Here is a 13,097-nt window from a genome sequence, read left to right as displayed (position 1 = left end):
GCATGAGCGAGAATCAAACATACGACTCTTCCAGCATCAAGGTGCTGAAAGGGCTGGATGCCGTGCGTAAGCGCCCCGGCATGTACATCGGCGATACCGATGACGGCAGCGGCCTGCACCACATGGTGTTCGAAGTCCTCGACAACTCGATCGACGAAGCGCTTGCCGGTCATTGCGATGACATCACCGTCATTATCCATCCGGACGAATCCATCAGCGTACGTGACAACGGCCGCGGTATCCCGGTCGACGTGCACAAAGAGGAAGGCGTTTCTGCGGCCGAAGTCATCATGACGGTCCTGCACGCCGGCGGTAAGTTCGATGACAACTCGTACAAGGTCTCGGGTGGCCTCCACGGTGTAGGCGTATCCGTGGTCAACGCGCTGTCGGAGAAGCTTATCCTGACCGTGCGCCGCAGCGGCAAGATCTGGGAGCAGACGTACGTGCATGGCGTCCCCCAGGCGCCGATGGCGATCGTGGGCGATAGCGAAACCACGGGTACGCACATCCACTTCCACCCGTCCGCCGAAACCTTCAAGAACATCCACTTCAGCTGGGACATCCTGGCCAAGCGTATTCGGGAGCTGTCCTTCCTGAACTCGGGCGTGGGCATCCTGTTGAAGGACGAGCGTTCCGGCAAGGAAGAGTTCTTCAAGTACGAAGGCGGCCTGAGCGCATTCGTCGAGTACCTGAACACCAACAAGACGCCCGTGAATGCGCAGGTCTTCCACTTCAACGTGCAGCGCGACGACGGCGTCGGTGTCGAGGTGGCCCTGCAGTGGAACGACAGCTTCAACGAGAACCTGTTGTGCTTCACCAACAACATTCCTCAGCGCGATGGCGGTACCCACCTGGTGGGCTTCCGCTCGGCGTTGACGCGCAACCTGAACAACTACATCGAGCAGGAAGGCCTGGCCAAGAAGAACAAGGTCTCCACCACAGGCGATGATGCCCGTGAAGGCTTGACCGCGATCATCTCGGTCAAGGTGCCCGATCCCAAGTTCAGCTCCCAGACCAAGGACAAGCTGGTCTCCTCGGAAGTGAAAACGGCCGTGGAACAGGAGATGAACAAGTACTTCTCCGACTTCCTGCTGGAAAACCCGAACGAAGCCAAGGCCGTCGTCGGCAAGATGATCGACGCCGCGCGTGCCCGTGAAGCGGCGCGCAAGGCCCGGGAGATGACCCGCCGCAAAGGCGCTCTGGACATCGCCGGCCTGCCAGGCAAGCTGGCGGACTGCCAAGAGAAGGATCCAGCGCTTTCCGAACTCTACCTGGTGGAGGGTGACTCCGCCGGTGGTTCGGCCAAGCAGGGCCGTAACCGCAAGACCCAGGCTATCCTGCCGCTGAAGGGCAAGATCCTCAACGTCGAGAAAGCACGCTTCGACAAGATGATCTCGTCCCAGGAGGTCGGCACGCTGATCACGGCACTGGGCTGCGGCATCGGCCGCGAAGAGTACAACATCGACAAGCTGCGCTATCACAACATCATCATCATGACCGATGCTGACGTCGACGGCTCGCACATCCGTACTCTGCTGCTGACCTTCTTCTTCCGGCAACTGCCCGAGCTGGTGGAGCGTGGCTACATCTACATCGCTCAGCCACCGCTCTACAAGATCAAGCGCGGCAAGCAGGAGCAGTACCTCAAGGACGACGAGGCCAAGGAAGAATACCTGACCCAGTCGGCCCTGGAAGATGCCAGCCTGCACCTGGACGAAGCCGCCCCGCCTGTCTCGGGCGTGGAGCTGGAGCGTCTGGTGAACGAATTCCGCAGCGTGATGAAGACCCTCAAGCGGTTGTCGCGTCTGTACCCGGAAGAGATCACCGAGCACTTCATCTACCTGCCGGAAGTACCGTCCGAGCAGTTGGGCGATCATGCCGCCATGCAGGCCTGGATGGAGAAATTCCAGGCACGTCTGAACAGCAGCCAGAAATCAGGCCTCGTCTACAAGGCCGCGCTGCGTGAAGACAAGGAGCGCAACGTCTGGTTGCCCGAGGTGGAGATCACTTCCCATGGCCTGGCCAGCTACGTCACCTTCAACCGCGACTTCTTCGGCAGCAACGACTACCGGACCGTCGTGGCCCTGGGTGGCAAGCTGTCGACGCTGTTGGGCGAAGGCGCCTATGTGCAGCGAGGCGAGCGCAAGAAGGCGGTCCAGGAGTTCAAGGAAGCGTTGGACTGGCTGATGACCGAAACCTCCAAGCGCTACACCATTCAGCGCTACAAGGGTCTTGGCGAGATGAACCCGGACCAGCTGTGGGAAACCACCATGGACCCGAACGTGCGTCGCATGCTGAAAGTGACGATCGAAGACGCGATCGCCGCGGACCAGCTGTTCAACACCCTGATGGGCGATGCGGTCGAGCCGCGTCGTGAGTTCATCGAGGGCAACGCCCTGGCGGTGTCCAACCTGGACTTCTGATCCATGAAGACGCCCTCGAGCCTGAACGGGTTCGAGGGCGTTTCCGCTTCACCCCCCTCCCCTCAGTCCGCCAGCAGCATCGCCTGCTTCTGCGCGCACAACGCCAACAGATAATCCCACACCACCCTCAACCGCACTGACTTGTGCAATTCCCGACGGGTACTGATCCAGTAGCTGCGTTGCAGCGCTTCGCCCGGCAATACCCTGACCAGGTCCAGGTCCTGGCTGGCCATGTAGTTGGGCAGCACGGCGATCCCCAAGCCCGCGCGTGCGGCCTGTTGCTGGGCAATGACGCTGGTGCTGCGAAACATGACCTTGGGATGGCGACAGAAGCTGTTGAGAAACAACAGCTCCTTGCTGAACAGCAGGTCGTCCACATAGCCGATCCAGGCGTGTTGAGCCAGATCGTCACGACTGCGAATCGGTGGTGCACCCGCCAGATAGGCCCGGCTGGCATACAGTGCCAGGCGATAATCGGTCAGCTTGCGCGTGATCAGCACGTCGGCATCGGGCCGCTCGAGATGAATGCTGATGTCCGCTTCCCGGTTGAGGATGCTGACGAAGCGCGGTACGGCGACCAGTTCGACCTCAAGCCCGGGGTAGCGTGAGAACAGGGCATTGAGTTGCGGCGTGAAGAACAAGATACCGATCCCCTCGGTCACGCCCAGGCGAATCTTGCCCAGGGGCGTGATGCTCTGGGTGATTTCCTCCTGGGCCAACAGCGCGACGTTCTCCATGGCTTCGGCGTGCTTGAGCAGGGCCTGTCCGGCGGGCGTCAGCTCATAGCCCTGTGCATGCTGCACGAACAGGGCCGTTCCGAGGCAGCCCTCGATGGTCTCGATATGGCGGGCCACCGTGCTGTGGGTGGTTCCCAGGCGCTTGGCCGCTGTCAGCAGGCGACCACTGCGCTGCAGTTCGAGGAAAAACCGTAGATCGTTCCAGTCGAACATGCCCTTCTCTCTCCAGGAGTCGCCTGCCGACACTGTGCCAAAATGCACAGCCGCTGAGCGAAAACGAACGCTTCGTTAACGAAATTAGACACTAACCTTAAGCGCGACAAGAACAACATGCGATCACGAGGTCGTTCCCATGCCGCCAGTCGATTCGCGCTTCGACTATATCGTGGTAGGCGCAGGCCCCGCCGGCTGCCTGCTGGCCAACCGTTTGTCCGCCGACCCGACCTGCCGGGTGCTGCTGCTCGAAGCGGGCGGCCGCGACAACTACCCTTGGATTCACGTACCCGTCGGCTATCTGTACTGCATCGGCAACCCACGCACGGACTGGTGCTTCAAGACCGAGCCACAGCCGGGGTTGAGCGGACGCAGCCTGGGCTACCCGCGCGGTCGTGTGATGGGGGGCTGCTCGTCCATCAACGGCATGATCTACATGCGCGGACAGGCAGCCGATTACGATCGCTGGGCCGAACAGGGCAATGTCGGGTGGTCATGGAAGGACGTGTTGCCCCTGTTCATGGCGTGCGAGCGTCACTTTGGCGGCGCCAACGACCATCACGGGGCGCAGGGTGAATGGCGCGTGGAGTCGCAGCGCTACCAGTGGCCGATCCTCGAAGCCTTCCGCGATGCTGCCGCACAGGTGGGCATCGCGAAGGTGGATGACTTCAATACCGGTGACAACCAGGGCAGCGGCTACTTTCAGGTCAATCAGCGCAAGGGCGTGCGCTGGAACGCCTCGAAAGCTTTCATCAAACCCATCCAGCAGCGGCCCAACCTGACCGTGCTCACCAATGTCCAGGTCGACCGGGTCCTGCTCGACCAGACCCGGGCCACGGCGGTCAGGGCCATGCACCATGGGCGTTGGGAGACCTTCGAGGCACGTCGCGAGATCATCCTGTGTGCCGGCGCCGTCGGGTCGCCCGGTATCCTGCAACGCTCGGGCATCGGTCCCAAAGGCCTGCTCGAGGGCCTGGGCATCGGCGTGCGGCATGAACTGCCGGGTGTAGGCGGCAACTTGCAAGACCATCTGCAATTGCGTCTGGTCTACCAGGTGCGCAACACGCGCACGCTCAACCAGATGGCCAACAGCCCCTGGGGCAAGCTGGGCATGGGCCTGCGCTACTTGTATGACCGTAGCGGCCCAATGGCCATGGCCCCTAGCCAGCTGGGCGCCTTCGTCCGCTCGGATCCGGGGCAGGCTACACCCAACCTCCAGTACCACGTACAGCCCTTGTCGCTGGAACGCTTCGGCGAGCCGCTGCACCGCTTTCCGGCCTTCACGGCGTCGGTCTGCAACCTGCGCCCGGTCAGTCGTGGCCGGATCGACATTCGCTCGGCGGACATGAGCCAGGCACCCCTGATCGATCCCAACTACCTGGCCGAAGAAGACGACCTGCGGGTCGCTGCCGATGCCATTCGCCTGACCCGGCAGATCGTCGCCGCGCCGGCCCTGGCGCCCTTCGATCCCCAGGAATATCTGCCGGGCCCCGCGTTGCAGAGCACCGAAGCGCTCCATGAGGCGGCGCGTCAGATCGGCACCACCATCTTTCACCCGGTCGGTACCTGCCGAATGGGTCATGGCACCTTGGATGTGGTCGACAGCCAACTGCGCGTTCGCGGCGTACCGGGCCTGCGTGTCGCCGATGCCTCGATCATGCCGGCCATCGTGTCGGGCAACACCTGCACCCCTACCCTCATGATCGCCGAGAAGGCCGCGCGCCTGATCAAGGCGCTACCCATCGAGCATCGCCTGGAGGACCCCGCACACCTACCCACGTCCTGACGGACACGATCGGTGACAGCCCAGTCGTCGGTGGCTGTCTGCAGTGGAACAACAAGAATAATCACTGTGGCCTCAAGGGCCGAGGATAACGACCATGCCGAACTACATCCAAGGGCACGGCGCCGCCGCTGCCAGCGTATCCCCTCGAGAAGAGCGAAAGGTGATCTTCGCCTCGTCCCTGGGGACGGTCTTCGAGTGGTATGACTTCTTCCTGTACGGCGCCCTGGCGGCGGTGATCAGCAAGCAGTTCTTCGCGGGCGTGAATGACACCACGGCCTTCATTCTCGCGTTGATGGCCTTCGCGGCGGGCTTTCTGGTACGTCCCTTCGGCGCCTTGGTGTTCGGCCGGCTGGGCGACATGATCGGACGCAAGTACACCTTCCTCGTCACCATCGTGCTGATGGGGTTGTCCACCTTCGCGGTCGGCCTGCTGCCGACCTATGCCACCATCGGCATCGCCGCGCCGATCCTGCTGGTGCTGTTGCGCATGCTGCAAGGGCTGGCCCTGGGCGGAGAATACGGCGGTGCGGCCACCTACGTGGCGGAACATGCACCACCTGGCAAGCGCGGCTTTCATACCGGCTTCATCCAGTCCACCGCCACCCTGGGCCTGCTGCTCTCGTTGATCGTGGTGCTGGGCAGCCGCTACATCAGTGGCGATGCGTTCGAGACCTGGGGCTGGCGCCTGCCCTTCCTGCTGTCGATCGTGCTGCTGGGGATTTCCACCTGGATTCGCATGAGCATGGAAGAGTCGCCGGCGTTCGTGCGCATGAAGGCCGAGGGCAAGCTCAGCACATCGCCCATCCGTGAATCCTTCACCTCCTGGCCCAACCTCAAGGTCGTGCTGACGGCGCTGTTCAGCATCAACGCGGGCCAGGCCGTGACCTTCTACACCGCCCAGTTCTACGTGCTGTTCTTCCTGACCCAGATGTTGAAGGTGGATGCAGCCCAGGCCACGACGTTGTTGATCATCAGCGTGATCATCGCTGCACCATTCTTCGTGTTCTTCGGCTGGTTATCGGACCGGATCGGTCGCAAACCTATCCTGATGCTGGGCCTGCTGTTGGCCACGGTGCTCTACTTCCCCTTGTTCAAAGGCTTGAGCCACTACGCCAACCCGCAGATCGATGCGGCCAGTCGGCAGGCGCCCATCGTCGTCACCGCCGATCCGAGCGGCTGTACCTTCCAATTCGACCCGATCGGCAAGGCGCGCTTCGACAGCCCCTGTGACAAGGTCAAGACGTTCCTGGTCAAGCAGGGCCTGCCCTACTCATCGCAGGCGACCCAGGGGGCGGAAGTGGTGGTCAGCATCGGTGACCGGTCGATCACCGGGTTCGACGAGCAGGCCATGCGCCAGGCGGTCGAGGCAGCCGGTTACCCCGCCAAGGCAGATCCGGCCCAGGTGAACGAGACCATGGTGGTGGTATTGATCGTCGCCATGATCCTGATCGCCACGATGACCTACGGTCCGCTGGCGGCGGTCATGGTCGAGCTGTTCCCCACCCGCATCCGCTACACCTCCATGTCCCTGCCCTACCACATCGGCAACGGCTGGTTCGGCGGTTTCCTGCCCACTGTGTCCTTCGCCCTGGTGGTGTATACCGGGGATATCTTCTACGGGCTCTGGTATCCGGTGCTGATCACCGGCGTGAGCCTGGTGGTCGGGTTGTTCTGTCTCAAGGAAACACGCGACGTGGACATCGACAAGGTATGAAGTACCCACAAGCGTAGGAGGCGTGAGGCAGGATGAGCAGGGACGCTCATCCTGACGACCGATGACGGCAAACGCGGTCTCTTCAGCGTCACCTAAGTGGCTGACGTGACGCGCTTTTCAGCGACCGACGAAAAAACTTATGCACGATTTTCAAGAAAACGTCATACACGAAAATTACTAATAAAATCAGAATCTTGCGTGTATTTTTAAACCGCTATCCAAAAGTTGCGCACATTTTATCCACAGCGCGTCAGGCCAAGGGATTGGCGCTGTCCGCCACGACGGGCCTGGCGTCTGCCTCGATCGAGCCCAGCGCTTCCTGGGTCGCCTGATTCCAGGCCGCTGCACGATCGTTCAGCTCGGCGACGGCACGCGGGCCGGTCCCTGTGGCGTACATGGGTTCGCCGATGACCACTTCGATGACACCCGGGCGCTTGCCCCACCCTTCACGCGGCCAGAATTTCCCGGCGTTGTGCGCGATCGGCAGGACCGGCAGGCCGGCGTTCACCGCCAGTGCCGTACCACCACGCGAGAACTTGCCGATCTGCCCATAGGGTACCCGCGTCCCTTCCGGGAAGATCAAGACCCAGACGCCTTGCTTGAGCAGCTCATCGCCCTTGCTCGCGACCTGACGCAAGGCCTGTTTGGGGTTGTTCCGGTCGATCGCGATCGGACGCAGCATGGCCATCGCCCATCCGAAGAACGGTACGTACAGCAGTTCGCGCTTGAGCACCTGGCTCAAGGGCTGGAAGTAGGCCGACAGGAAGAAGGTCTCCCAGGTGCTCTGGTGATTGGACAGGATCACGCACGGCGTCTGGGGAATGTTCGCCTCTCCCGTCACTTTATAGCGGATGCCCAGGATCACCCGGGCCAGCAGGACTGCGAAGCGGCACCAGTAGACGTTGATGAAGCGGTAACGCTGACGGAACGGCAGGAAAGGCGCGATGAAGAAGCTCAGCGAGCACCACAGCAGGGAACTGGTCCCCAGCAGCAGGTAAAAGAGAAGGATTCTGGTCGCCCGCACGATGGACATAGTGACAGATACCGTTGCGGGACACGCCCGCTCAAGAAAAGCACGCCAAGGGCGTGCTACGGAATGAGTGCTCCGGCAACCGCTGCCAGATCGTCGAAAATCAACGTGCCTTGCGGCACGCCCTTGGCCAGGGTCTTGCACCCTTTGCCTGTGGTGACCAGCACCGGCTGCGCACCGACGGCCAGGGCAGCGTCCAGGTCGCCCGAGCTGTCGCCGACGAACCATACGCCTGCCAGGTCAGCCTGGTAGTGCGTGGCGATGGTGTGCAGCATGCCCGGTTTCGGCTTGCGGCAGGCGCATCCGTCGTCCGGGCCATGGGGGCAATGCACGATCAACCCGATTTCACCCCCCGCGTCGGCCACCAGCGCACGCAGGCGTGCGTGCATGGCCTCCAGGGTGGACAGCGGGTAATAACCCCGTGCCAGCCCGGACTGGTTGGTGGCCACGGCCACCGTCCAGCCCGCCTGACTCAACCGCGCGATGGCCTCGATCGATCCGGGAATGGGAATCCACTCGTCCAACGACTTGATGTAGGCGTCGGAGTCCTGGTTGATCACGCCATCACGGTCGAGTATCAGCAGTTTCACGGCTTACCCCAGCAACGAGATGTCGGCCACGCCCAGGAACAGACCGCGCAGGCGGCTGAGCAGGGCGTAACGGTTGGCACGTACGTTGGGGTCTTCGGCATTGACCATCACCGCCTCGAAGAACGCGTCCACCGGCTCGCGCAAGGCCGCCAGGCGTGCCAGCGATTCCTTGTACTGGCGCGCGGCGGCCATCGGCTGCACGGCCTGGTCGGCCTGCTGGATGGCCGAGTACAGCGAGAACTCGTTGGCGTTGTCGAAGTACTTCGGCTCGACCTGGGCGGCGATGGCGCCCTCGGCCTTGCCCAGCAGGTTCGAGACACGCTTGTTCACGGCAGCCAGGGCGTCGGCTTCAGGCAACTGGCGGAAGGCTTGCACCGCCTGGATACGCTGGTCGAAGTCCAGGGCCGAGCCCGGCTTGAGCGCCCGTACCGACAGGTAGGTGGCCACGTCGACGCCCTCGTCTTCGTAGCGTGCACGCAGACGGTCGAAGATGAACTCCAGCACCTGCTCGGTCAGGCCGGCCTCCTTGACCTTGCTGCCGTACTGGGCGACGGCGAAGCTCACGGCATCGGTCAGGTCCAGGTCCAGCTGCTTGTCGATCAGGATGCGCAGCACGCCCAGGGCGGCACGACGCAGGGCATAGGGGTCCTTGCTGCCGGTGGGCAGCATGCCGATACCGAAGATGCCCACCAGGGTATCGAGCTTGTCGGCGATGGCCACCGCCGCACCGGTGAGGGTCTGGGGCAGCTCGGCGCCGGCACCGCGTGGCATGTACTGCTCGTTCAGGGCCAGCGCGACGTCTTCCGGCTCACCGTCGTTGATCGCGTAGTAGTAGCCGGCAACGCCTTGCATCTCCGGGAACTCGCCAACCATCTCGGTGGCCAGGTCGCACTTGGACAGCAGGCCGGCACGGGCGGCACGCTGGGCATCGCCGCCCAGGTGCGGCGCGATGAAGGCTGCCAGGCGCGATACCCGCTCGGCCTTGTCGTACACGCTGCCCAGCTGGGCCTGGAAGACCACGTTCTTCAAGCGCTCGTTGAAGGTTTCCAACGGCTGCTTCTTGTCCTGGTTGAAGAAGAACTCGGCGTCGGTCAGGCGCGGACGCACGACCTTCTCGTTGCCTTCGACGATCTGCCGTGGATCGCGGCTTTCGACGTTGGCCACGGTGATGAAGCGCGGCAGCAGCTTGCCTTCGCTGTCGAGCAGGCAGAAATACTTCTGGTTGTCCTGCATGGTGGTGATCAGGGCTTCCTGGGGCACGTCGAGGAAACGTTCCTCGAACGAGCACACCAGTGGCACCGGCCATTCCACCAGCGCGGTGACCTCGTCCAGCAAGGCAGGCGGCACGATCGCGGTACCTTCCTGCTGCAACGCCAGTTCGGCGGTGCGCTTGGCGATCAGTTCGCGACGCTCGGCGAAGTCTGCCAGCACGTAGGCCTGGCGCAGGGTCTCGAGGTAGCTGGCCGGCGAGGCGATGGTGACGTCGTCCGGGTGATGGAAGCGGTGGCCACGGGATTCACGCCCTGCGGTCTGGCCCAGCAGGGTGCAGTCGACCACCTGGTCGCCCAGCAGCATGACCAGCCATTGGGTCGGCCGCACGAACTCTTCGCGACCGGCGCCCCAGCGCATGCGCTTGGGAATCGGCAGGTCGTTGAGCGAATCCTCGACGATGGTCGGCAGCAGGCTGGTGCTCGGCTTGCCGGGAATGTGCTGGGAGAAACGCAGCTTCGGACCGCTCTTGTCGATCTCGGACAGCTCGACACCGCACTTCTTGGCAAAGCCCAGGGCGGCCTGGGTCGGATTGCCCTCGGCATCGAAGGCGGCCTGCAGGGGCGGGCCATCGACGGTGATGCTGCGGTCGGGCTGCTGCACGTCGAGCTGGCTGATCAGCACGGCCAGACGGCGCGGCGCGGCATAGACCTGCTTGGCGGTGTAGTTCAGGCCGGCGGCCTGCAGACCTTTTTCGATACCGGCCAGGAAGGCATCGCCCAGGCTGGACAGCGCCTTGGGAGGCAGCTCTTCGGTGCCCAGTTCGACCAGAAAATCGTGTGCACTCATTGTGCCGCCTCCAGCTTAGCCAACGCTTCGTCACGCAGTTCAGGGGTCGCCATCGGGAAGCCCAGGCGTGCGCGGGCTTGCAGGTAGCTGTGGGCCACATCGCGGGCCAGGGTCCGCACACGCAGGATGTAGCGCTGACGCTCGGTCACCGAGATGGCGCGACGGGCGTCGAGCAGGTTGAAGGTGTGCGAGGCCTTCAGGACCATTTCGTAGGTCGGCAGCGGCAGGTCGAGCTTGATCAGGCGGTTCGCTTCGCTTTCGTAGAAATCGAACAGCTCGAACAGCTTGTCGACGTTGGCGTGCTCGAAGTTGTAGGTCGACTGCTCCACTTCGTTCTGGTGGAACACGTCGCCGTAGGTGACCTTGCCGAACGGACCGTCGGCCCAGACCAGGTCGTACACCGAATCCACACCCTGCAGGTACATGGCCAGGCGCTCGAGGCCGTAGGTGATCTCACCGGTCACCGGGTAGCACTCGATACCACCGGCCTGCTGGAAGTAGGTGAACTGCGTCACTTCCATGCCGTTGAGCCAGATTTCCCAGCCCAGGCCCCAGGCGCCCAGGGTCGGCGACTCCCAGTTGTCCTCGACGAAGCGCACGTCGTGCACCAGCGGGTCCAGACCGATGGCCTTGAGCGACCCCAGGTACAGTTCCTGGAAGTTGGCCGGGTTGGGCTTGAGCACGACCTGGAACTGGTAGTAGTGCTGCAGGCGGTTGGGGTTTTCACCGTAACGGCCGTCGGCCGGACGACGGCTGGGCTGCACGTAGGCAGCGTTCCAGCTCTCCGGGCCTACGGCGCGCAGGAAGGTGGCGGTGTGAAAGGTGCCGGCGCCTACTTCCATATCGTAGGGCTGAAGCACCACACAACCTTGCTCGGCCCAGTACTGCTGCAGGGCGAGGATCAGGTCTTGGAAGGTACGCACGGCTGGCGTAGGCTGGCTCACGAAATTCACCTGTATCGAGGGATGCGGATGTAAAGAGCGGGAGTATACCCCGATTCGCTCTTCCCTCTACCCTTGGAGCCTTATGCCACGCTGCTTTTGGTGCACCGACGACCCGCTGTACCAGGCCTACCACGACCACGAATGGGGGCGGCCCACGCATGACCCGGCACAGCTGTTCGAGATGCTGCTGCTCGAGGGTTTCCAGGCCGGGCTGTCATGGCTGACGGTGCTGCGCAAGCGCGAACGCTATCGCCAGGTGCTCGACGGTTTCGACCCCGAACGCCTGGCACGCCTGAGCGACGAACGGATCGATGCACTGATGCTCGACCCCGGCATCATCCGCAACCGGCTCAAGCTCCAGGCGGTTCGACAGAACGCACGTGCCTGGCTGGCGCTGGAGCAGCCGGCCGAATGGCTCTGGTCGTTCGTCGGTGGTGTGCCACGGATCCATCATTTCCGCGACCGCAGTGAGGTACCGGCCATCACCGCCGAGGCCGAGGCCATGAGCAAGGCCTTGCGCAAGGCTGGCTTCACCTTCGTCGGCCCGACCATCTGCTACGCCTTCATGCAGGCGACCGGCATGGTCATGGATCATACCGTCGACTGTGATCACTACGCCGCGCTGGCCACGCCAGGCGTTACAATGCCTCCCTTGGATCAATAAGGAGTCGGCCTGTGGAAAAGTTCAAAGGCGCCCTGATGGTGGGGATGCTGCGGCTGTTCGCCAAGCTGCCCTGGGGCGGGGTGCAGAAGGTAGGCGCCGGTATCGGCTGGCTGATGTGGAAGCTGCCCAATGGCTCGCGCAACGTGGTGCGCATCAACCTGGCCAAGTGTTTCCCCGAGATGACGCCCGAGGCACGCGAGCAGCTGGCCGGGCGCGCCTTGATGGACATCGGCAAGTCCTTCACCGAGAGCGCCTGTGCCTGGATCTGGCCGGCGCACCGCTCGTTGGCGCTGGTGCGCGAGGTGCAAGGCCTGGAGGTGCTCCAGGAGGCCCTGGCGTCCGGCAAGGGCGTGGTCGGCATCACCAGCCACCTGGGCAACTGGGAAGTGCTCAATCACTTCTACTGCGACCAGTGCAAGCCGATCATCTTCTACCGTCCGCCCAAGCTCAAGGCGGTCGATGACCTGCTGCGCCAACAGCGCGTGCAGATGGGCAACCGCGTGGCGCCTTCGACCAAGGAAGGCATCCTCAGCGTCATCAAGGAAGTGCGCCGCGGCGGGCAGGTCGGTATTCCGGCCGATCCGGAGCCGGCCGAGTCGGCGGGCGTGTTCGTGCCGTTCCTGGGTACCCAGGCGCTGACCAGCAAGTTCGTGCCGAACATGCTGGCCGGTGGCAAGGCGGTCGGGGTGTTCCTGCATGCGCTGCGCCTGCCGGACGGCTCAGGCTTCAAGGTCATCCTCGAGGCGGCGCCGGATGCCATGTACAGCACCGACACCGAGACCTCGGCGGCGGCGATGAGCCAGGTGGTGGAGCGCTATGTACGCGCCTACCCCAGCCAGTACATGTGGAGCATGAAGCGCTTCAAGAAGCGGCCGGCAGGCGAGGCACGGTGGTATTGAGTTGAGCGGCAGGCTTCGCGGTCGGTGAGTGAAGGCTGA

At 63.2% G+C, this 13,097-nt stretch carries 10 protein-coding genes; 5 read left to right on the top strand and 5 right to left on the bottom strand.

Features of this window, described 5'->3' with window-relative positions:
• Positions 1-2: 2 nt before the first annotated feature.
• Positions 3-2,423, top strand: a complete 2,421-nt coding sequence (gene gyrB, locus APT63_19995) for a DNA gyrase subunit B (GenBank protein AMA47726.1) — start codon at positions 3-5, stop codon at positions 2,421-2,423.
• Positions 2,424-2,485: 62 nt separating this feature from the next.
• Here the strand turns inward: gyrB and APT63_19990 are convergent, their stop codons facing one another.
• Positions 2,486-3,373 (bottom strand): LysR family transcriptional regulator, encoded by an 888-nt coding sequence (locus tag APT63_19990; GenBank protein ID AMA47725.1) that lies wholly within the window; start codon positions 3,371-3,373, stop codon positions 2,486-2,488.
• A gap of 139 nt (positions 3,374-3,512) precedes the next feature.
• Here APT63_19990 and APT63_19985 point away from each other — a divergent pair, with 139 nt between their 5' ends.
• Together APT63_19985 and APT63_19980 are read left to right on the top strand one after the other, a co-directional pair.
• Positions 3,513-5,159 carry a choline dehydrogenase gene (locus APT63_19985; GenBank protein AMA47724.1) on the top strand — a complete coding sequence of 549 codons (1,647 nt, stop codon included), beginning with the start codon at positions 3,513-3,515 and terminating at the stop codon, positions 5,157-5,159.
• A 94-nt stretch (positions 5,160-5,253) separates the two neighbouring features.
• On the top strand, positions 5,254-6,873 hold the full coding sequence (locus APT63_19980; GenBank protein AMA47723.1) for an MFS transporter: 1,620 nt from the start codon (positions 5,254-5,256) through the stop codon (positions 6,871-6,873).
• Between the two features lie 250 nt (positions 6,874-7,123).
• On the opposite strand, the gene APT63_19975 is transcribed toward APT63_19980, so the two are convergent.
• Genes APT63_19975 through APT63_19960 form a run of 4 tightly spaced genes read right to left on the bottom strand, consistent with a single transcriptional unit; the run spans position 7,124 to position 11,495 of the window.
• The gene (locus APT63_19975) at positions 7,124-7,906 is read right to left on the bottom strand and encodes a glycerol acyltransferase (GenBank protein ID AMA47722.1); all 783 of its coding nucleotides are present in this window, start codon (positions 7,904-7,906) and stop codon (positions 7,124-7,126) included.
• Positions 7,907-7,962: 56 nt separating this feature from the next.
• Positions 7,963-8,493, bottom strand: a complete 531-nt coding sequence (locus tag APT63_19970; GenBank protein AMA47721.1) for a histidinol-phosphatase — start codon at positions 8,491-8,493, stop codon at positions 7,963-7,965.
• A 3-nt stretch (positions 8,494-8,496) separates the two neighbouring features.
• Complete coding sequence (locus tag APT63_19965) at positions 8,497-10,551, bottom strand: glycine--tRNA ligase subunit beta (GenBank protein AMA47720.1); 2,055 nt, start codon at positions 10,549-10,551, stop codon at positions 8,497-8,499.
• On the bottom strand, positions 10,548-11,495 hold the full coding sequence (locus APT63_19960; protein ID AMA47719.1) for a glycine--tRNA ligase subunit alpha: 948 nt from the start codon (positions 11,493-11,495) through the stop codon (positions 10,548-10,550). Before APT63_19960 ends, APT63_19965 begins: the two co-directional genes overlap by 4 nt.
• Before the next feature lie 82 nt (positions 11,496-11,577).
• On the opposite strand from APT63_19960, the gene APT63_19955 reads away from it, so the two are divergent.
• Both APT63_19955 and APT63_19950 read left to right on the top strand, forming a co-directional pair.
• Entirely contained in the window at positions 11,578-12,159 is a 582-nt protein-coding gene (locus APT63_19955) for a 3-methyladenine DNA glycosylase (protein ID AMA47718.1), read from the top strand.
• A gap of 11 nt (positions 12,160-12,170) precedes the next feature.
• Positions 12,171-13,058 carry a lipid A biosynthesis lauroyl acyltransferase gene (locus APT63_19950; GenBank protein AMA47717.1) on the top strand — a complete coding sequence of 296 codons (888 nt, stop codon included), beginning with the start codon at positions 12,171-12,173 and terminating at the stop codon, positions 13,056-13,058.
• The last annotated feature ends 39 nt before the right edge of the window (positions 13,059-13,097 follow it).

Source organism: Pseudomonas monteilii, assembly GCA_001534745.1.
In the GTDB taxonomy this organism is placed as follows: Bacteria; Pseudomonadota; Gammaproteobacteria; order Pseudomonadales; family Pseudomonadaceae; genus Aquipseudomonas; species Aquipseudomonas alabamensis.
Note: the sequence above shows the minus strand (reverse complement) of the source record. Positions and strands in the feature narration are given on the sequence as shown.

Bases quoted from the DNA above. Each gene is read 5' to 3' on its own strand.
- APT63_19965 (AMA47720.1), bottom strand. From the start codon at position 10,551: ATGAGTGCACACGATTTTCTGGTCGAACTGGGCACCGAAGAGCTGCCT.
- APT63_19975 (AMA47722.1), bottom strand. From the start codon at position 7,906: ATGTCCATCGTGCGGGCGACCAGAATCCTTCTCTTTTACCTGCTGCTG.
- APT63_19980 (AMA47723.1), top strand. From the start codon at position 5,254: ATGCCGAACTACATCCAAGGGCACGGCGCCGCCGCTGCCAGCGTATCC.
- APT63_19955 (AMA47718.1), top strand. From the start codon at position 11,578: ATGCCACGCTGCTTTTGGTGCACCGACGACCCGCTGTACCAGGCCTAC.
- APT63_19990 (AMA47725.1), bottom strand. From the start codon at position 3,373: ATGTTCGACTGGAACGATCTACGGTTTTTCCTCGAACTGCAGCGCAGT.
- gyrB (AMA47726.1), top strand. From the start codon at position 3: ATGAGCGAGAATCAAACATACGACTCTTCCAGCATCAAGGTGCTGAAA.
- APT63_19985 (AMA47724.1), top strand. From the start codon at position 3,513: ATGCCGCCAGTCGATTCGCGCTTCGACTATATCGTGGTAGGCGCAGGC.